This is a genomic window from Burkholderia sp. MS455, from assembly GCF_016899445.1.
In the GTDB taxonomy this organism is placed as follows: Bacteria; Pseudomonadota; Gammaproteobacteria; order Burkholderiales; family Burkholderiaceae; genus Burkholderia; species Burkholderia pyrrocinia_C.
The window spans coordinates 215,232-234,574 of the sequence record NZ_CP041779.1; the positions used below are offsets into that span (position 1 = coordinate 215,232).

Below are 19,343 nucleotides of genomic sequence, written 5' to 3' on the forward strand. Positions count from 1 at the left end.
TCCGCGTCAGGCGCCTGCGACCCGGCGCAATGCCGGTTGCCTGGTAGCCGTGCAAAGCGATTCGTAAGTCTCGACATAACGCTGCGCCATGGCCTTCGAGCTGAAACGTGTGTCGAAACGTTCGCGGATCGCGGTGCGCGACAGGCTGTCGATCCGGTGCAATGCGCCGACCGCGCCCTGCACGTCCTCGACGATGAAGCCGGTCACGCCGTCCTCGATCACTTCCGGCACCGAGCCGCGATTGAATGCGACGACCGGCGTGCCGCACGCCATCGCCTCGATCATCACCAGGCCGAACGGTTCCGGCCAGTCGATCGGGAACAGCAGCGCCTTCGCGCCGGACAGGAACGCGGGCTTCTGCGCTTCGTTGATCTCGCCGATGAATTCGACGTGTGCCTGGCCGAGCAGCGGCTCGATCACTTCCTTGAAGTAGTCGGCGTCGGCCTTGTCGACCTTCGCGGCGATCTTCAGCGGCAGCCCGCTTTGCGCGGCGATCCGGATCGCCGTGTCGACGCGCTTTTCGGGACAGATCCGGCCGAGGAACGCGAGATATTCGGGCTTCACGCCCGGCTGCGGCGTGAGCAGCGTGTCGGGCAGCCCGTGGTACACGGTGCCGGCCCACGCGGCCTGCGGCAGCGGCTTGCGCTGGTTGTTCGAGATCGACACGACCGGCGCGTCCGGGAACGAGTCGAACACGGGCTGCAGCTCCGGCAGATCGAGGCGGCCGTGCAGCGTCGTCACGTACGGCGTGTCGAGACGCGACATCAGCGGGAACGGCAGGTAGTCGAGGTGAAAGTGCAGCACGTCGAATTCATGTGCGACGCGGGCGACCTGCTCGAGGAGCCGCATGTGGGGCGCCATCGAATCGCGGATCGACGGGTCGAGCCGCAGTGCGCGCGGCCAGGCCGCCTCGAGGCGGGCCGACGTGACGGAGTCGCCGCTGGCGAACAGCGTCACGTCGTGCCCGAGTTCGACGAGCGCCTCGGTGAGGTAGGACACGACACGCTCGGTGCCGCCGTAGAGTTTCGGCGGGACGGCTTCGTAAAGGGGCGCGATCTGGGCAATTCGCATGGATGTTCTCCGATGTCGATCCGTGTGGGCGCTGCGGCGCCGATGCGGATCCCCTACAAGGTTGCGGAACTCGCCGACGCACGCTGTTGGCGGTACGTGGCCGGGCCCTGGGCGGGGTGCGCGGGGCGCCGGACGGCAAGCTGCGGGGCGGGCCGGCACGGCTCGCGCCGCCGCCCATTGGAGTCCATTATCGATATCGGCCTGAGGGGTTCGAGTGTTTTTTCAAACACTTAAGGCTTGTTACACGATGAAATACGCGAAAACCCCGAGAAAAAGGGCGGGAAAACAGAAATCGAGACAGAATCAACTATTGTTGCGCCATCGTGAAAAACCACTATAATTTTTACCGATCCGATTGTCGGCGGCCTTGCCGGCAAGCCTGCCGCCATTGCGCGGCGGCCATCGGACCCATCTCGGCCGAATTCGCGCCGTCACCCGCTTTCCCGATTGCCCCCTTTCAAATCGCCTTGTCGGAAAAATTCCTACACGGTTTACAGACAAATCCTGCGCGGCATACGCCACTTCGCTGATACCGACATAAATGCCGTTTGGCCAAAATTCGCCCTGTAAGAATATAAACGAGCCGACTGAGCGCCTGGTGCGCCCTGATCGAGCAAACGTTGTCATAACACGAATGGCCAAAGCAAAGCTCTTTAACGGGGGAATCATGAGCGCTACCAGCGAAATGCTCAGTGAGATCAAAGAGGTCAACCTGTCGTACCTCCTCCTCGCGCAACGCCTGTTGCGGGAAGACAAGGCGATGGGCATGTTCCGCATGGGAATTTCCCAGGAACTGGCCGACGTGCTCGCGAACCTCACGCTCGCACAGACCGTGAAGCTCGCCGCGTCGAACCAGATGCTGTGCCGCTTCCGCTTCGACGATCACGCATTGCTGTCGTCGCTCGCCGACAAGGGCCGTAGCGATGTCGTCGCGCATGCCCACTCGGCCATCCTGATGGCCGGGCAGCAGGTCGAAGGCGTCCGCTGATCCATCCCGCCTTGCGTTTGTCCCGGCGTGCCGCGCCGGCCGGCAGCGTATTGGCCATCCATCCGAACCACGTCAAGCGGACGGTTATCACCATGGCAAGCAAAAGCGTCGTGATCGAGGTGAAGGAAATCACCCTCGCCATCGAACTGATCGAACTGGGCGCCAGGCTGCAGTTGCTGGAGGCGGAGACGAGCCTGTCGCGGGACCGTCTGATCAAGCTGTACAAGGAACTGAAGGGCGTGTCGCCGCCGAAGGGGATGCTGCCGTTCTCGACCGACTGGTTCATGACGTGGCAGCCGAACATCCACTCGTCGCTGTTCTACAACATCTACCGGTTCATGCAGGACCACGGCCGCTGCGAGCCGATCCAGTCGATCGTGAAAGCGTACCGGCTCTATCAGGAGCACGTGAACCTGTCCGGCGACGAGGCCGCGCTGAGCCTCACACGCGCGTGGACGCTCGTGCGCTTCTTCGATTCGGGGATGCTGCAGATGACCCCGTGCACGCGCTGCGGCGGCCACTTCGTCGCGCATGCGCATGATCCGCATCAAGGTTTCGTCTGCGGCCTGTGCCAGCCGCCGTCGCGCGCGGGCAAGACCCGCAAGGCCGCCGCGGCGCGCGCCGAACTGGCCGCCGCCGCGGCCTGAGCGCCGCCGGGCGGGGCGCGAGCGGCTGCCGCGGGCCGCGCGAACCGTCTGCCGACTGCTGGTAAACACCGTCGGGCCGCCGCCGGGCGGCCGCGAAAGTTTTCCTGCCGACTGCCGTAAACCTGTTTAACGGCGATCTTCCCGCCGGTCTTTCATGAGGGACAGGCAGTGCTGATTATCGTGGGAACACTCGTGACGCTGTTGTCGGTCTTCGGCGGTTATGCGCTGGCAGGCGGGCATCTGGGCGCCTTGATCCAGCCCATCGAGATCCTGATGATCGTGGGCGCCGGCGTCGGCGCATTCATCCTCGGCAACGGTGGCAAGACCATCAAGGCCACGCTGCGCGTGCTGCCGACGCTCTTCAAGGGCTCGAAATACACGAAGGACGTCTATATGGAGCTGATGGCGCTCCTGTACGTGCTGCTCGCGAAGGCGCGCAAGGAAGGCACGCTGACGCTCGAGGCCGACATCGACGATCCGGAAAAGAGCCCGATCTTCACGCAATACCCGAAGATCCTCGCCGATCACCACATCGTCGAATTCCTGACCGACTACCTGCGCCTGATGGTGGGCGGCAACATGAACGCGTTCGAGATCGAGAGCCTGATGGACGAGGAGATCGAGACGCACCACTCGGAAGGCGAAGGCCCCGCGCACGCGCTGATGCGCGTCGGCGACGCGATGCCGGCGTTCGGCATCGTCGCGGCCGTGATGGGCGTCGTGCACACGATGGCGTCCGCGGACAAGCCGCCCGCGGTGCTCGGCGCGATGATCGCGCAGGCGCTGGTCGGCACGTTCCTCGGGATCCTGCTGTCGTACGGGCTGATCGGGCCGCTCGCGAGCCTCGCGGAGCAGCGCGTCGCCGAGTCGACCAAGATGTTCCAGTGCATCAAGGTGACGATCCTCGCGACGCTGAACGGCTATGCGCCGGCGATCGCGGTCGAGTTCGGCCGCAAGGTGCTGTTCTCGACCGAGCGGCCGTCGTTTTCCGAGCTCGAAGAGCACGTGCGCCGCGTGAAGGCGAAGTGACGCGGAGCGACCAATGAGCAAGAGCAAGGATCGCGCGATCGTCGTCAAGCGGGTGGCCCCGGCGAAGAAGGGCCATCACGGCGGCGCATGGAAGCTTGCATACGCGGACTTCATGACCGCGATGATGGCGTTCTTCCTGCTGATGTGGCTGCTGAGCTCGGTCACGCCGGTGCAGCTGAAGGGGATCGCCGAATACTTCAACACGCCGCTGAAGGCCGCGCTGTTCGGCAGCGGCGACCGCAACTCGCAGGACTCCAGCATCATCAACGGCGGCGGCCGCGACCTGTCGAGCACCGACGCCGGCACGCTGCGCCGCACCGACGGCACGACGTCGCTCGCCGAGCGCGTCGCGAAGCCGGTCGACGAGCATGCGCAAGCGCAGGCGCAGGGCGCGATCGAGCGGCTCGAGCAGGCGCGCCTGCACGACCTGCAGATCAAGCTGATGGCCGCGATCGAGGCCAACCCGACGCTGCGCCAGTTCAAGCAGCAGATCCGCATCGATTCGACGCTGATGGGGCTGCGCATCGAGATCGTCGATACGCAGAAGCGGCCGATGTTCGCGATGTCGAGCGATCACGTCGAGCCGTACATGCGCGACATCCTGCGCGAAATCGGCAAGACGCTGAACGACGTACCGAACCGGATCATCGTCCAGGGCCACACCGACGCCGTGCCGTACGCGGGCGGCGAGGGCGGCTACAGCAACTGGGAGCTGTCGGCCGACCGTGCGAACGCGTCGCGCCGCGAGTTGATTTCCGGCGGCATGGACGAGGCGAAAGTGCTGCGCGTGCTCGGCCTCGCGTCGACGCAGAACCTGAACAAGGCCGACCCGCTCGATCCGGAGAACCGCCGGATCAGCGTGATCGTGCTGAACCGCAAATCCGAAGAAGCGCTGATGCGCGACGACGCGACGACCACGACGCTGTCGGCCGACGCGGCGGGCTCGAAGCTGCTCGCGCAGCAGCTCGCCGGCCCGGCGCCGGCCGTGCGTCCGGCGGTCGCGAGTGCCGCCGCCGCGGCGCCGAAACCCTGACGTTCCCGAGATTCCGAGACAGACATGATCCGAACCATTCTCGCCATCGACGACTCCGCGACCATGCGTGCGCTGCTGCAGGCAACGCTTGCGCAGGCCGGCTACGACGTGACGGTGGCGCCGGACGGCGAAGCCGGCTTCGACATGGCCGCGACCGCGCCGTACGACCTGGTGCTGACCGACCAGAACATGCCGCGCAAGAGCGGGCTCGAGGTGATCGCCGCGCTGCGCAAGCTGACCGCGTATGCGGACACGCCGATCCTCGTGCTGACGACCGAAGGCAGCGATGCCTTCAAGGACGCCGCGCGCGACGCGGGCGCGACCGGCTGGATCGAGAAGCCGATCGATCCGGTCGTGCTGGTCGACCTGGTCGCGACGCTGTCCGAGCCGGCTGCCTCCTGAAATGAACGCGACGAATCCAACCGGTGACCGGGCATGACTCTCGATATCACGCAGTTCTACCAGACCTTTTTCGACGAAGCGGACGAGCTGCTCGCGCAGATGGAGCAGCTTCTGCTGAACCTCGACGTCGACTCGCCCGACCCCGAAGACCTGGCCGCGATCTTCCGCGCCGCGCATTCGATCAAGGGCGGCGCGGCGACGTTCGGCTTTTCCGCGCTGACCGATACGACGCACATCCTCGAATCGCTGCTCGACCGCGCGCGCAACCATGAGTTGACGCTGACCAAGGAGATGATCGACGCGTTCCTCGAGACCAAGGACGTGTTGTCCGACCAGCTCGTCGACTACCGCGCAAGCGCCGAACCGGACGCGGCAGCCGCCGCGACGATCTGCGCAAAGCTCGAACGGTTGAAGGCCGAGAGCGGCGCGGGTGCGCCGGCGGCCGCTGCGGCCGCGCCTGCCGCGCCGGTCGCCGCTGCTGCCGAACCGGCCGCACCGGCCGCGGAGCCCGCCGCCGGCGGCGATCGCGCGCCCGATCATGTGGTCGAGCAGGCCGTCGCGGCCGCGCATCCGGCGGCCGACGCGGGCGAAGACGGCCCGCACCTGAAGATCACGCTGGCGGGCGTCGACGCGAAGGACCGGGAACTGCTCAGCGAAGAACTCGGCAACCTCGGCCGGATCGTCGGCCGCGAGGAAGCGGGCGACGACCTGACGCTGTGGCTCGAATCGGACGTGCCGTCCGACGACATCGTCGCCGTGTGCTGCTTCGTGATCGACGAAAGCCAGATCCGCATCGCGCACGGCACGGCGCCGGCCGCGCCGGCGGCACCGGCTGCCGCGCAGGACGCCGCTGCTCCGGCCGCCGAACCGGCCGCCGCCGCGCAACCCGCCGCGCGGGTCGAGGTATTCGCGCCGCAGGCCGCCGCGCCGCAACAGGCCGCACCGGCACCGGCTCCCGCAACCGTCGAGCCGGCCGCGGCCGCAGCAACGCAACCGCCGCAGCAACCCCAACGGCCGCAGGCCGAACACGCGGCGCAGGCCGCCGCGCATCACGACGACAAGCGTGCGCGCCCGGCCGCCGCGGCCGCATCGGGCGCCGAAGGCAGCTCGATCCGCGTCGGCGTCGAGAAGGTCGACCAGCTGATCAACCTCGTCGGCGAGCTCGTGATCACGCAGGCGATGCTCGCGGAGACCGCGAGCGCGTTCGATCCGGCGCTGCACGACCGCCTGTTCAACGGGATGGCGCAGCTCGAGCGCAACGCGCGCGACCTGCAGGAAGCCGTGATGTCGATCCGCATGATGCCGATGGACTACGTGTTCAGCCGCTTCCCGCGGCTCGTGCGCGACCTCGCAGGCAAGCTCGGCAAGCAGGTCGAGCTCGTCACGTTCGGCCAGGCGACCGAACTCGACAAGAGCCTGATCGAACGGATCATCGATCCGCTCACGCACCTCGTGCGCAACAGCCTCGACCACGGGATCGAGACGGTCGACAAGCGCGTCGCCGCCGGCAAGGACGCGGTCGGCCAGCTCGTGCTGTCGGCCGCGCATCACGGCGGCAACATCGTGATCGAGGTCAGCGACGACGGCGCGGGCCTGAACCGCGAGCGGATCCTCGCGAAGGCCGCGAAGCAGGGCATGCAGGTGTCCGACAACATCAGCGACGAAGAGGTGTGGAACCTGATCTTCGCGCCGGGCTTCTCGACCGCCGAGACGGTGACCGACGTGTCGGGCCGCGGTGTCGGGATGGACGTCGTGAAGCGCAACATCCAGTCGATGGGCGGCCACGTCGAGATCTCGTCGCAGGCCGGCCGCGGCACGACCACGCGGATCGTGCTGCCGCTGACGCTCGCGATCCTCGACGGGATGTCGGTGAAGGTCGGCAGCGAGATCTTCATCCTGCCGCTGAACTTCGTGATGGAGTCGCTGCAGCCGTCGATCGACGACATCTACACGGTCGGCAACGGCGAGCGCGTGGTGCGCGTGCGCGGCGAATACCTGCCGCTGGTCGCGCTGCACGAGGTGTTCTCGGTCGAGGACGCCCGCACCGACCCGACGCAGGGGATCGTCACGATCATGCAAACCGAGGGGCGCCGCTTCGCGATGCTGATCGACGAGCTGGTCGGCCAGCAGCAGGTGGTCGTGAAGAACCTCGAAACCAATTATCGCAAGGTGCACGGCATCTCGGCGGCGACCATCCTCGGCGACGGCAGCGTCGCGCTGATCGTCGACGTCGCGGCGCTGAACCGAGAAACCCGTGCGACGCACGGCGCCCGAGCCGGCGCCGAGCTCGCGATGTTCTGACTCTCGCCATTCAACCGATTGGGGGCAAACGTGTCTGCTGAAGTCCAAATGATCAATCCGGCCGCGGCGAACGCGGCGACGAGCCGCCGCGACGCGGCGCAAGGCGACGCGACGGGCCAGGAATTCCTCGTGTTCACGCTCGGCGACGAGGAATACGGGATCGACATCCTGAAGGTGCAGGAAATCCGCGGCTACGACAGCGTCACGCGCATCGCGAACGCGCCGGACTTCATCAAGGGCGTGATCAACCTGCGCGGGATCATCGTGCCGATCGTCGACATGCGGATCAAGTTCCATCTCGGCCGCGTCGAGTACGACCATCAGACCGTCGTGATCATCCTGAACGTCGCGCATCGCGTGGTCGGGATGGTGGTCGACGGCGTGTCGGACGTGCTGACGCTGCAAACCGACCAGATCATGCCGGCGCCGGAATTCGGCGCGACGCTGACGACCGAGTACCTGACGGGCCTCGGCACGGTCGACGGCCGGATGCTGATCCTGATGGATATCGAGAAGCTGATGTCGAGCCGTGAAATGGCGCTGATCGAGACACTCGGCGGGTAAGCGCGCCGCGCGCGCAGGAATTTCGGGAGAATCTGCAATGTTGCATAACTGGTCGATCCGCACGACGCTCACGGCGGTCGGACTCATCCTCGTGTGCCTGGCCGCCGCGGTCGGCGGGCTCGGCCTCTACGCGCTCGATCACGCGAGCCGCTCGCTCGACGAGATCGCGCACGTCGACCTGCCGGCGATCCACACGCTCGACGACACGGCCGCGCACCTGCTGCGTGCGCGTGTCGCGCTCGATCGTTTCCGTACGCTGACCGAAGCCGGCAATGCGGCCGACGCGACGAAGGTGCTCGACCGCGCGCAGGAGCTGTTTGCGAAGTCGAACCAGAACTGGCAGGCGTTCCAGTCGTTGCCGAAGCTCGGCGTCGAGCAGACGCTCGTCGACGAGCTCACCGCACGCTACACGACGATCGTGAAGGAAGGCGTCGAGCCCGAATTTGCCGCGGCGCGCGCGGGCGACATGGCGGCGTACCACGCGATTGCCGACACGAAGATCAGCCCGATGTTCGTCGCGTTCGACCAGACGGCGGCAGCCGTGATCGTATCGCTGCAGAAGCACGCGGAAGAGCGCCAGGCCGCGACGCAGTCGCAGATCTCGCTGATGGTCGCGCTGATCGCGGCCGGCATCGCGGTCGCGTTCGTCGTCGTGATCGCGATCCGCTTCGCGATGCGCGGGCTGATCGTGAAGCCGCTCGAGGACGCGATCGCGCACTTCGAGCGGATCGCCGGCGGCGACCTCACGCAGCCGGTGAACGTGTCCAGCACGAACGAGATGGGGCGCCTGTTCGGCGGCATCAAGCGGATGCAGGACGCCGTCACGACGATGGTGCAGTCCGTGCATCGCGGCACCGAATCGATCGACGTCGGCGCGCGCGAGATCGCGACCGGCAACATCGACCTGTCGCAGCGCACCGAGGAGCAGGCCGCGTCGCTGCAGGAAACCGCATCGAGCATGGAGCAGCTGACGGGCACCGTGCGGCAGAACGCGGAGAACGCGCGGCAGGCGAGCCAGCTCGCGGTGAACGCATCGGACATCGCGACGCAGGGCGGCGAGGTGGTCGGCCAGGTCGTATCGACGATGCAGGACATCGCGGCGAGCTCGGGCAAGGTCGTCGACATCATCGGCACGATCGAAGGCATCGCGTTCCAGACCAACATCCTCGCGCTGAACGCGGCGGTCGAAGCCGCGCGTGCGGGCGAGCAGGGCCGCGGCTTCGCGGTGGTCGCGGGCGAGGTGCGTTCGCTCGCGCAGCGCAGCGCGAGCGCCGCGAAGGAAATCAAGCAGCTGATCGGCGATTCGGCCGAGAAGGTCGACAGCGGGTCGGCGCTCGTCGCGCGCGCGGGCTCGACGATGGACGAGATCGTGCAGGCCGTGCGCCGCGTGACCGACATCATGGGCGAGATCAGCGCCGCGTCGGAAGAGCAGTCGACCGGCATCGAGCAGGTCAACCGTGCGGTCAGCCAGATGGATTCGGTCACGCAGCAGAACGCGGCGCTCGTCGAGCAGGCAGCGGCCGCGGCCGCGTCGCTCGAGGAGCAGACGCGCCAGATGAAGGCGATCGTGTCGGGCTGGCGCGTGACGGGCGGCATCGTGTTCGCGCCGGCGCGCGGCGTCGCGCGGCCGGTCGCGCATGGATCGGCGGCCGTGCCGGCACTGCCGTCGGAGCCGCGTCGCGACGCCGCGCCGGTCGCCGCGCTGCCGGCGCCGCAGGCTGCGGCACAACCGGCACGGCGCGCCGCGTCGCATGCGGCCACGTCGGCGGCGGCGGGCGCAAGCCAACCGAAGCGCGCGGCGGACCCCGATGTGCGTACGCAGAAGGAAGCACCTACGTCCCGCGGCGCCGCTGCAGGCGGTTACGGGCCGCGTCTCGCGAAGTCGGCGGCCGCCCCGGCGGACAAGCCGGCCGCGAAGCCCGCGCTCGTGCGCCCCGCGCTGAACGGCGAGAAGCCGGCGCTGGCCGCGGCCGGCACGTCCGACGACGACTGGGAGACCTTCTAAGCCATGCCGAACGCGCGCGCGCCGTTTCGACCCGATGCACCGGATGCCTCGCCTCGCGCGGGCGAGCCGGGGCGCGACTTCGCGTTCACCGGCGCGGATTTCGCCCGCATCCGCGCGCTGATCCACCAACGCGCGGGGATCTCGCTGTCCGAGCACAAGCGCGACATGGCGTACAGCCGTCTCGCGCGGCGGCTGCGCGCGCGCGGCCTCGACACGTTCCGCGACTACCTCGACCTGCTCGAGCAGGAAGACGATCCGCTCGAGTGGGAAGCGTTCACCAACGCGCTGACGACCAACCTGACCGCGTTTTTCCGCGAGTCGCATCACTTCCCGATCCTGTCGGCGTTCGTGAAGGGGCGGCCGGCGCCCGTGTCGGTATGGTGCTCGGCGGCGTCGACCGGCGAGGAGCCGTACTCGATCGCGATCACGCTGATCGAGGCGCTCGGCGAATCGGCGGCGCGCGGCGCGTCGATCCTCGCGACCGATCTCGACACGCAGGTGCTCGCGAAGGCGGAAGCCGGCATCTATACGTACGACCAGGTCAAGCACCTGTCGCCCGAGCGGCTGAAGCGCTTTTTCCTGAAGGGCACGGGCGCGCAGGCCGGCCGCGTGAAGGTGCGCCCCGAGCTGCGCGCGATGATCCGCTTCGAGCAGCTGAACCTGACCGATGCGGACTACGGGATCGCGAAGCCGTTCGACGCGATCTTCTGCCGCAACGTGATGATCTATTTCGACAAGCCGACGCAGGGGCAGGTGCTGTCGCGTTTCGAGCCGCTCGTGAAGCCGGGCGGGCTGCTGTTCGCCGGCCATTCGGAAAACTTCACGTACGTCACGCAGGCGTTCCGCCTGCGCGGGCAGACGGTGTACGAACTGACTCGCGACGCCGCGCAGGGTGCGCGGCCGCGTGGCGCGCAGGCGCCCGCCATGCCGTCGCGCGTGCCCGCGCGGGCCGCGGACGCCGCGCCCGCCTATGGAGATCGCGGATGAGCGCGCTGCCGATCGCGACCAATCGCTATTTCGACAACCACTTCGGCCGTCCCGGCGTGAAGCTGTTGCCGAACGAGTTCTACACGACGTCCGAGGACATGGTGCTGATGACCGTGCTCGGCTCGTGCGTCGCCGCGTGCCTGCACGACCCGTACGCGGGCATCGGCGGGATGAACCACTTCATGTTGCCCGACGACGGCACCGATCCGGGCGCGGCCGCGTCGGAATCGATGCGCTACGGCGCGTACGCGATGGAAGTGCTGATCAACGAGCTGATCAAGGCCGGCGGGCGCCGCGAGCGCATCGAGGCGAAGGTGTTCGGCGGCGCGGCCGTGCTGGCCGGGATGACGACCATCAACATCGGCGATCGCAACGCGGATTTCGTGCGCCGCTACCTCGCGCTCGAACGCATCCGCATCACGGCGGAAGACCTGCAGGGCGTGCACCCGCGCAAGGTCGCGTTCATGCCGCACACGGGGCGCGCGATGGTGAAGAAGCTGCGGCTGCAGGTGCCGGGCGTCACCGAGCGCGAAGCCGCGCTCGCGCGCGAGGCCGAGCGCGCCGCACGGTCGCGCGCGCACGTCGAGCTGTTCGCGGCGAAGCGGCCGGCCGCGCCGCAGCCGGCGCGCCCGCGCATCGAGCTGTTCGGCGCGCGCGGCGCGAGCCCGGGCGGTACCGGCGCGGGGAGTGCCGCCGGCGTGCGGGCGGCGAACCCGTATGCCGGGAGCCCGGGCGCCGGAAGCGCGTACGCGGGGAACCTATCGAAAAAGCAGGAGGCATGACCGCAGTGCAGAAGATCAAAGTATTGTGCGTCGACGATTCGGCGCTGATCCGCAGCCTGATGACGGAGATCATCAACAGCCAGCCCGACATGGAGGTGTGCGCGACCGCGCCCGATCCGCTCGTCGCGCGCGATCTCATCAAGCAGCACAACCCCGACGTGCTCACGCTCGACGTCGAAATGCCGCGCATGGACGGGCTCGACTTCCTCGAGAAGCTGATGCGCCTGCGGCCGATGCCGGTCGTGATGGTGTCGTCGCTGACCGAGCGCGGCTCGGAGATCACGCTGCGCGCGCTCGAACTCGGCGCGGTGGATTTCGTCACGAAGCCGCGCGTCGGGATTCGCGACGGGATGCTCGACTACGCGGAAAAGCTCGCCGACAAGATCCGCGCGGCGTCGCGCGCACGCGTGCGCCAGGCGCCGCAGCCGCAGGCCGCCGCGCGCACGGCGGACAGCCAGCCGGCCGCGCCGATGATCAACAACCCGCTCGTCAGTACCGAGAAGCTGATCATCATCGGCGCGTCGACGGGCGGCACCGAGGCGATCCGCGAGGTGCTGACGCCGCTGCCGCCGGATGCGCCGGCCGTGCTGATCGCGCAGCACATGCCGCCCGGCTTCACGAAATCGTTCGCGCAGCGGCTGAACGGCCTGTGCCGGATCGCGGTGAAGGAAGCCGAGCACGGCGAGCGCGTGCTGCCGGGTCACGCGTACATCGCGCCGGGCCATGCGCACCTGCTGCTCGCGAGAAGCGGCGCGAACTACATCGCGCAGCTGTCGGACGAGCCGCCGGTGAACCGTCACCGCCCGTCGGTCGACGTGCTGTTCCGCTCTGCGGCGACGCACGCGGGCAAGAACGCGATCGGCGTGATCCTCACCGGGATGGGCCGCGACGGCGCGGCCGGCCTGCTGGAAATGAAACGCGCGGGCGCTTACACGTTCGCGCAGGATGAAGCGAGCTGTATCGTGTTCGGGATGCCGCGCGAGGCGATCGCGCTCGGCGGTGCGGACGAGGTTGTGCCGCTCGCCGACATGAGCCGCCGCGTGATGGCGCGACTGGCGACGATGGGCGACCGCGTGCAGCGCGTGTGAATGGAATGTCACCGGACGCGTGCCACGATACGCGTCCCGACGGAAACGAATCTGGAAAGGAACGACGATGGACAAGAGCATGAAAATCCTGGTGGTGGACGATTTCCCGACGATGCGCCGGATCGTCCGCAACCTGCTCAAGGAACTGGGCTACACGAACGTCGACGAAGCGGAGGACGGTGCGGCCGGTCTCGCGCGGCTGCGCGGCGGCGGCTTCGAATTCGTGATCTCGGACTGGAACATGCCGAACCTCGACGGCCTCGCGATGCTGAAGGAAATCCGCGCGGACGCGACGCTCACGCACTTGCCGGTGCTGATGGTCACGGCCGAGTCGAAGAAGGAGAACATCATCGCGGCCGCGCAGGCGGGCGCGAGCGGCTACGTCGTGAAACCGTTCACGGCCGCGACGCTCGACGAGAAGCTGAACAAGATCATCGACAAGATGGCGAAGACCGGGAGCTGACGTGAACGAGCCGATCCATGCGGCGCTCGCCGGCGCGGGGTTCAGCGCCGACAGCCACCCCGAAGGCGCCGATTTCGCGAGCGACCGCATTCTCGCGCGCATCGGCCAGGTCACGCGGGCGCTGCGAGATTCGATGCGCGAGCTCGGGCTCGACAAGCATGTCGAGCGCGCGGCGGAAGCCGTGCCCGATGCGCGCGACCGGCTGCGCTACGTCGCGACGATGACCGAGCAGGCCGCCGTGCGCGTGCTGAATGCGATCGAGGTCGCGAAGCCCATGCAGGAGCGCATCCAGAACGAGGCCGAGGCGCTCGACATGCGCTGGGCGCAGTGGTATGCAGCGCCGATCGAGCACGCGGAAGTGCGCGAGCTGATGGACGACACGCGCACGTTCCTGCGCACGCTGCCCGAGTCGACGTCGGCGACCAGCGCGCAGCTGCTCGAGATCATGCTCGCTCAGGATTTCCAGGACCTGACCGGGCAGGTGATCAAGAAGATCATGGACATGGTCTACCTGATCGAGCAGCAGCTCCTTACCGTGCTCGTCGAGAACATCGCGCCCGAGCGGCGCGAGCAGTTCGCGGCCACCGCGGCCGCGCTGGCGGCCGAGCAAATGAGCGCGACCGGCAGCCCCGAGTCGCTGCTGAACGGCCCGCAGATCGCGCCGGAAGGCAAATCCGACGTGGTCCAGGACCAGGGGCAGGTCGACGACCTGCTCGCGAGCCTGGGCTTCTGATCTTGCTGCAGTGCATCGGTGCGACCCGTTTCGCGGGGCCGCCCGATGCGCGCGTCACGCCGTTCCCGCCACGTTTTCCCACGCTCGCCGCGCACGCGCGCGCTGTTCGGGCTGCGTCGAATTGACACTTAGACACACTCAGCAGGCATACTACGCGTCAGCAGTAATGGAGCGTCATTCGTACGAATTCATATGTTGACCGGTGGCGCGGGCACGATGGCTGTGCCGCCGGCAACGAAGCCAGTCCCTTGGGGGGGAACGTGAAGCTGAAACGCTTGGGCTGGGCCGTCGCACACGCGACGGCTGCAATGGGTGTGCTGTGGACCGTCCACGCACACGCGGAACTGGGCGGCGCGCCGATGTCGCCGCCGGCGGACGATCGGGCTGCAACCGTGCGCGCGATGCAGCGCGCGATGCGTTCGGCCGACGGCGTGCAGACGAGCACGGCCGCCTATACCGTCCGCGAGATCACGCTCGGATCGGGCACCGTCATCCACGAATACACGTCGGCCGCCGGCAGCGTGTTCGGCCTCGCATGGCGCGGGCCGACGATGCCGGATCTCGCGTCGCTGCTCGGCAGCTATTTCCCGCAGTACACCGCCGGCGTTCAGGCGGCGCATGCGGCGCGCGGCTGGCGCGCGCCCGTGTCCGTCGACACCAGCGGCCTCGTGATCCGGACGGGCGGCCACATGGGCGCCTTCTCGGGCCAGGCGTGGCTGCCGGCGGCACTGCCTGCCGGCCTCGCCGGCAACGACATCCAGTGACAGCGGGAGAGCGATCTTGAGAATTTCTCGTACATTCAAGCGCTGGCTCGGCGTGCTGGGCCTCGCGGCCGCGACGGCCGTGCTCGTGACGGCATGCGGCGGCGGCGATGACGGCGGCAGCTCCGGCAACAACGGCGGCAGTAACGGCAACGGCAGCGGTTCTAGCGTGTCGGACGGTAATACCGCGAACACGGCCGTCATCACCGTCGGCACCGGCGTCGCGAACGTGATCAACATCCCGACCGTCAACGTGAAGGTCTGCGTGCCGGGCACGTCGAACTGCCAGGTGGTCAACAACGTGCTCGTCGATACCGCGTCCTACGGGCTGCGGCTCGTCGGCAGCGCGGTGTCGGGCGTGCTCGGCAGCCTGCCGCAGGTGACGAGCGGCGGCGCGCCGGTCGCCGAGTGCGGCAAGTTCGTGTCGAGCTACACGTGGGGCTCGGTGCGCACGGTCGACCTGTCGATCGGTACCGAACAGGCGAACTCGCTGCCCGTGCAGATCATCGGCGACCTCGGCACGACGAGCGTGCCGAGCTCGTGCACGAACGGCGGCGCGTCGGCCAACTCGGCGAGCGCGCTCGGCGCGAACGGGATCCTCGGCATCGGGCCGGCGCCGGTCGACTGCGGTACGACCTGCGCGACGTCGACATCGTCGAACAACAACTACTACGCGTGCCCGAACGGCAATGCGAGTTGCGCGGTCGCGCTCGTGCCGGTCGCGCAGCAGGTGGCCAACCCGGTTCATCATTTCGCGACCGACAACAACGGTGTGATCGTGCAGATGCCGACCATCTCGAGCAGCGGACAGGCCAGCGCGAAGGGCCTGCTGATCTTCGGGATCGGCACGCAGGGCAACAACGGGCTCGGTGCGTCGACCGTCATGACGTCGACCACGACAGGCGACGTCAGCGCGTCGTTCCTCGGCAGCACGGTGACGGCTTTCTTCGATACCGGTTCGAACGCGTATTTCTTCAACGATTCGTCGCAGACGGTCTGTTCGAGGAACACGCAGTTCTACTGCCCGTCCTCGACGACCACCTATACGGCGACGCTGACCGGCCAGAACAGCGCGAGCGGCACCGTGTCGATGCCCGTCGCGAACGCGGATACGCTGTTCTCGAACGCGTCGACGTTCGCGTTCAACGACATCGCGGGCCCGTTCGGTTCGCCCGGATGGCTCGACATCGGCATGCCGCATTTCTACGGCAAGACGATCTACTTCGGGATGGACAAGCGCTCGAGCGGCGGCGCGGCGCCTTTCGTCGCGTTCTGACGCGGTACGGCCGCAGGCAGCAAAGAGGGGGCGAGCGATCGCCCCCCTTTTTTTTGTCGGGAGGCCGCGCGCGAACTACGGATCGGATCGCCGCCGTGCGCGCGCGCAGCGCCTACGATGTAAAACCGGCACCGGTGCCGGTACGACATCGAGGAGACAGCGCCATGAGCCCGCGCATACAACGCATCACGCCGTTCCTGTGGTTCGACCGCGACGCCGAGGCGGCCGCCGGTTTCTACGTGTCGGTGTTCGACAACGCGCGCATCGTGCACGTCGCGCGCTACGGCAAGGCCGGCGCGCACGCGTCCGGACAGGCCGAGGGCACGGTGATGACGGTCGCGTTCGAGCTCGACGGGCAGGCGTTCGTCGTGCTGAACGGCGGCCCCGTGTTCCAGATGACGCCGGCCGTGTCGTTCGTCGTCAACTGCCGCGACCAGGACGAGATCGACCGCTACTGGGCGCGGCTGTCCGAAGGCGGCGACGAGCGCGCGCAGCAGTGCGGCTGGTTGCGCGACCGCTTCGGCGTGTCGTGGCAGGTCGTGCCCATGCAGATGTCCGAACTGATGACGGGCGATCCGGCGCGCGCCGAGCGCGTGATGGCGCAGGTGATGACGATGAAGAAGCTCGATCTCGGCGCGCTGCAGCGGGCGGCGGCCGGTTAGGGCCTAGACCGGAGGCCAGCCGGTGCTTACCGCCGTCGTATGGTCGAGAAAGCGGCGGTCGGGCCCGTACGCGGTGTTTTCGATGCGCGCCGCGTCGGCCGGCGCGACGGCGCGGCCGGCGTCTGCGCACCGGGCGGCAGGTCGGGCGTACCCGGTGTGCCCGCGCAGCCGGCGGCGAGCGCGCAGGCGAGCGACAGCAGCGGAGCGAGCGGATGACGGAACACGGTGCGATGCGAGCGGGATCGGGAATGGCGAAGGGTAGCGCGACCGGCGCGCTCGCGTCATGCCGGTCGGCCGGTAAATCGAATGCCGCACGACCGGATCGATTATCGATCGCGTCGGGATTCATTCGGCTGTAATCAAACGCCGGATTATCTGAGGGTGTGGTTTCTGTCAGGTCTTCAAGATTATTAAAATGACGCGGCATGCAAGCCGGCGGCGCCGCATTACGCCATGACAGCCGTTCCAGAGCCGGTGCGACGGGGTTTCGCTTGTCAGGCATGCGAAAAGAGATGGAGCCCGCCGAAATTCAAACATATAATTCCGGCGTTGTTTCCGGGGTCGCCAATATAAAACAGGAGGGTAATAAAATGAATTTTTCCGAGGCTGTTCGTTCCGTACTCAATCAATACGCGAAATTCGAAGGCCGTGCGCGTCGTGCCGAATACTGGTATTTCGCGCTGCTGAGCTGCGTTCTTTCAGTCGCCGCCCAGGTGATCGGCGCGATCGGCCGCGACGCGGGCCTGATCGCGCTGCTGCTGCTGGGCGCGATCTTCCTGATTTCGCTGGCGCTGATCATTCCGGGCATCGCGGTCAGCGTGCGCCGCCTGCACGATACGGGCCGCTCGGGCTGGTTCCTGCTGCTCGGGCTCATTCCGGTCGTTGGCCCCATCCTGCTGCTCGTGTGGATGTGCTCGCGCGGCACCGCAGGCCCGAATCGCTTCGGCTCGGATCCGATCCCGGCGGTCTGAGCGCCGCCTGCCCCGATGCGACGCCGTCGCGTCGGGGCCTGACTTCCCCGTTTTCTTCGTTTCTCCGTTTTCCCCACTTCACCGTTCCCCGCTTCACTCCGCCGCCGTCCCGTCCGGGAACCTTGCCGGAAACCTCGCTCCACCGTTGCGCCGATCGCCGTGTTTTTCCGCCGCATCGCACCACGTCGCGCACCGCTCCGTCCCCCATCCAGCCTCGTTCGCACCGGCTCGCCCGATTCCCCGAAATACCCCCCTTTCCCGGCTTTGCTCGACCGATCGGCGTTTGACGCCTCCATGAATAATCGGTGTCACTGGAAAGCGGCATTCCGCCGTACCCGACTGGAGGCCCCGTGGCAGACGAGAGCGATCTCGACAAGACCGAAGCCGCCACTCCCAGGCGCCGCGAGAAGGCGCGCGAGGAGGGGCAGGTCGCGCGTTCGCGCGAACTGGCTTCGTTCGCGCTGCTCGCGGCCGGGTTCTACGGCGCGTGGCTGCTCGCGGGCCCGTCGGGCGCGCATCTGCAGGCGATGCTGCGCGGCGCGTTCACGTTCGATCGCGCAACCGCGTTCGACACGAACCGGATGCTGTCGGCGGCCGGCAGCGCGAGCCTCGAAGGCTTCGCCGCGCTGCTGCCGATCCTCGCGCTCACCGGCCTCGCGGCGCTGCTCGCGCCGATGGCGCTCGGCGGCTGGCTGATCTCGCAGAAAACCTTCGAGCTGAAGTTCGACCGCCTGAACCCGATCTCGGGCCTCGGCCGGATCTTCTCGATCCAGGGGCCGATCCAGCTGGGGATGTCGCTCGCGAAGACGCTGGTCGTCGGCGGGATCGGCGGCATCGCGATCTGGCGCAGCAAGGACGAGCTGCTCGGCCTCGCGACGCAGCCGCTCGGCGCGGCGCTGCCCGACGCGCTGCATCTCGTCGCCGTGTGCTGCGGCACGACGGTCGCCGGAATGCTGGTGGTCGCCGCGCTCGATGTGCCTTACCAAATCTGGCAGTACAACAAGAAGTTGCGCATGACGAAGGAAGAAGTGAAGCGCGAGCATCGCGAGAACGAAGGCGATCCGCACGTGAAGGGGCGGATCCGCCAGCAGCAGCGCGCGATCGCGCGCCGCCGGATGATGGCGGCCGTGCCGAAGGCCGACGTGGTCGTCACGAACCCGACGCGCTTCGCCGTCGCGCTGCAATACACGGACGGCGAGATGCGCGCGCCGAAGGTCGTCGCGAAGGGCGTGAACCTCGTCGCCGCGCGCATCCGCGAACTCGCGGCCGAGCACAACGTGCCGCTGCTCGAGGCGCCGCCGCTCGCGCGTGCGCTGTATCACAACGTCGAAATCGAACGCGAGATTCCCGGCTCGCTGTACTCGGCCGTCGCCGAAGTGCTCGCGTGGGTCTACCAGCTCAAGCGCTTCCGTTCGGAAGGCGGCGCGTTCCCCGCAGTGCCGGTCGATCTCGACGTGCCGGCCGAACTCGACAAGGGCACGTCGGTGCCCGCCGACGATGAACGTGAAGAGGCCGAAGACACCCTGGGCAACCAAGGAGCCTCGTGATGATTAGCCCCCACGCTCACATTCGTTCGCTGC

General features: G+C 67.7%; 19 protein-coding genes. 18 read left to right on the top strand and 1 reads right to left on the bottom strand.

Annotated features, from left to right (window positions below; genetic code table 11):
- Positions 1-6: 6 nt before the first annotated feature.
- Positions 7-1,071, bottom strand: a complete 1,065-nt coding sequence (locus FPJ27_RS20060) for a glycosyltransferase family 4 protein (protein ID WP_034183895.1) — start codon at positions 1,069-1,071, stop codon at positions 7-9.
- A 667-nt stretch (positions 1,072-1,738) separates the two neighbouring features.
- On the opposite strand from FPJ27_RS20060, the gene flhD reads away from it, so the two are divergent.
- The 18 genes from flhD to flhB all read left to right on the top strand — a co-directional run bounded on the left by flhD (position 1,739) and on the right by flhB (position 19,310).
- Positions 1,739-2,059, top strand: coding sequence for a flagellar transcriptional regulator FlhD (gene flhD, locus FPJ27_RS20065; protein ID WP_011350590.1), 321 nt, complete (start codon positions 1,739-1,741; stop codon positions 2,057-2,059).
- A 92-nt stretch (positions 2,060-2,151) separates the two neighbouring features.
- A complete protein-coding gene (gene flhC, locus FPJ27_RS20070) occupies positions 2,152-2,706 on the top strand; it encodes a flagellar transcriptional regulator FlhC (protein WP_011350591.1) in 555 nt (184 codons plus the stop codon).
- Between the two features lie 168 nt (positions 2,707-2,874).
- Positions 2,875-3,735 carry a flagellar motor stator protein MotA gene (gene motA, locus FPJ27_RS20075; RefSeq protein ID WP_072443097.1) on the top strand — a complete coding sequence of 287 codons (861 nt, stop codon included), beginning with the start codon at positions 2,875-2,877 and terminating at the stop codon, positions 3,733-3,735.
- A 13-nt stretch (positions 3,736-3,748) separates the two neighbouring features.
- On the top strand, positions 3,749-4,768 hold the full coding sequence (gene motB, locus FPJ27_RS20080) for a flagellar motor protein MotB (protein WP_072443099.1): 1,020 nt from the start codon (positions 3,749-3,751) through the stop codon (positions 4,766-4,768).
- 24 nt (positions 4,769-4,792) lie between these two features.
- Positions 4,793-5,170, top strand: a complete 378-nt coding sequence (locus tag FPJ27_RS20085; protein ID WP_047899513.1) for a response regulator — start codon at positions 4,793-4,795, stop codon at positions 5,168-5,170.
- A gap of 33 nt (positions 5,171-5,203) precedes the next feature.
- The gene (cheA, locus tag FPJ27_RS20090; protein ID WP_204425385.1) at positions 5,204-7,471 is read left to right on the top strand and encodes a chemotaxis protein CheA; all 2,268 of its coding nucleotides are present in this window, start codon (positions 5,204-5,206) and stop codon (positions 7,469-7,471) included.
- A 48-nt stretch (positions 7,472-7,519) separates the two neighbouring features.
- The gene (gene cheW, locus FPJ27_RS20095; protein ID WP_072443103.1) at positions 7,520-8,035 is read left to right on the top strand and encodes a chemotaxis protein CheW; all 516 of its coding nucleotides are present in this window, start codon (positions 7,520-7,522) and stop codon (positions 8,033-8,035) included.
- A gap of 37 nt (positions 8,036-8,072) precedes the next feature.
- Positions 8,073-10,040, top strand: a complete 1,968-nt coding sequence (locus FPJ27_RS20100) for a methyl-accepting chemotaxis protein (protein WP_204425387.1) — start codon at positions 8,073-8,075, stop codon at positions 10,038-10,040.
- Positions 10,041-10,043: 3 nt separating this feature from the next.
- Complete coding sequence (locus tag FPJ27_RS20105) at positions 10,044-11,027, top strand: CheR family methyltransferase (protein WP_204425389.1); 984 nt, start codon at positions 10,044-10,046, stop codon at positions 11,025-11,027.
- The gene (gene cheD, locus FPJ27_RS20110; RefSeq protein WP_072443108.1) at positions 11,024-11,809 is read left to right on the top strand and encodes a chemoreceptor glutamine deamidase CheD; all 786 of its coding nucleotides are present in this window, start codon (positions 11,024-11,026) and stop codon (positions 11,807-11,809) included. The genes FPJ27_RS20105 and cheD overlap by 4 nt, the downstream gene beginning before the upstream one ends.
- Positions 11,806-12,897: a chemotaxis response regulator protein-glutamate methylesterase gene (locus FPJ27_RS20115; RefSeq protein ID WP_072443110.1), complete on the top strand. Its 1,092-nt coding sequence runs from the start codon at positions 11,806-11,808 to the stop codon at positions 12,895-12,897. Before cheD ends, FPJ27_RS20115 begins: the two co-directional genes overlap by 4 nt.
- 67 nt (positions 12,898-12,964) lie before the next feature.
- The gene (gene cheY / locus FPJ27_RS20120; protein ID WP_034183905.1) at positions 12,965-13,360 is read left to right on the top strand and encodes a chemotaxis response regulator CheY; all 396 of its coding nucleotides are present in this window, start codon (positions 12,965-12,967) and stop codon (positions 13,358-13,360) included.
- A gap of 1 nt (position 13,361) precedes the next feature.
- Positions 13,362-14,093 carry a protein phosphatase CheZ gene (gene cheZ, locus FPJ27_RS20125; RefSeq protein WP_204425391.1) on the top strand — a complete coding sequence of 244 codons (732 nt, stop codon included), beginning with the start codon at positions 13,362-13,364 and terminating at the stop codon, positions 14,091-14,093.
- 260 nt (positions 14,094-14,353) lie between these two features.
- On the top strand, positions 14,354-14,857 hold the full coding sequence (locus tag FPJ27_RS20130; protein WP_105392373.1) for a DUF2844 domain-containing protein: 504 nt from the start codon (positions 14,354-14,356) through the stop codon (positions 14,855-14,857).
- 16 nt (positions 14,858-14,873) lie between these two features.
- On the top strand, positions 14,874-16,130 hold the full coding sequence (locus tag FPJ27_RS20135; RefSeq protein WP_204425393.1) for a DUF3443 domain-containing protein: 1,257 nt from the start codon (positions 14,874-14,876) through the stop codon (positions 16,128-16,130).
- A 164-nt stretch (positions 16,131-16,294) separates the two neighbouring features.
- Positions 16,295-16,792: a VOC family protein gene (locus tag FPJ27_RS20140; RefSeq protein WP_204425395.1), complete on the top strand. Its 498-nt coding sequence runs from the start codon at positions 16,295-16,297 to the stop codon at positions 16,790-16,792.
- A 590-nt stretch (positions 16,793-17,382) separates the two neighbouring features.
- Entirely contained in the window at positions 17,383-17,763 is a 381-nt protein-coding gene (locus FPJ27_RS20145) for a DUF805 domain-containing protein (protein ID WP_072443120.1), read from the top strand.
- Positions 17,764-18,113: 350 nt separating this feature from the next.
- Complete coding sequence (gene flhB / locus FPJ27_RS20150) at positions 18,114-19,310, top strand: flagellar biosynthesis protein FlhB (protein WP_204425397.1); 1,197 nt, start codon at positions 18,114-18,116, stop codon at positions 19,308-19,310.
- The last annotated feature ends 33 nt before the right edge of the window (positions 19,311-19,343 follow it).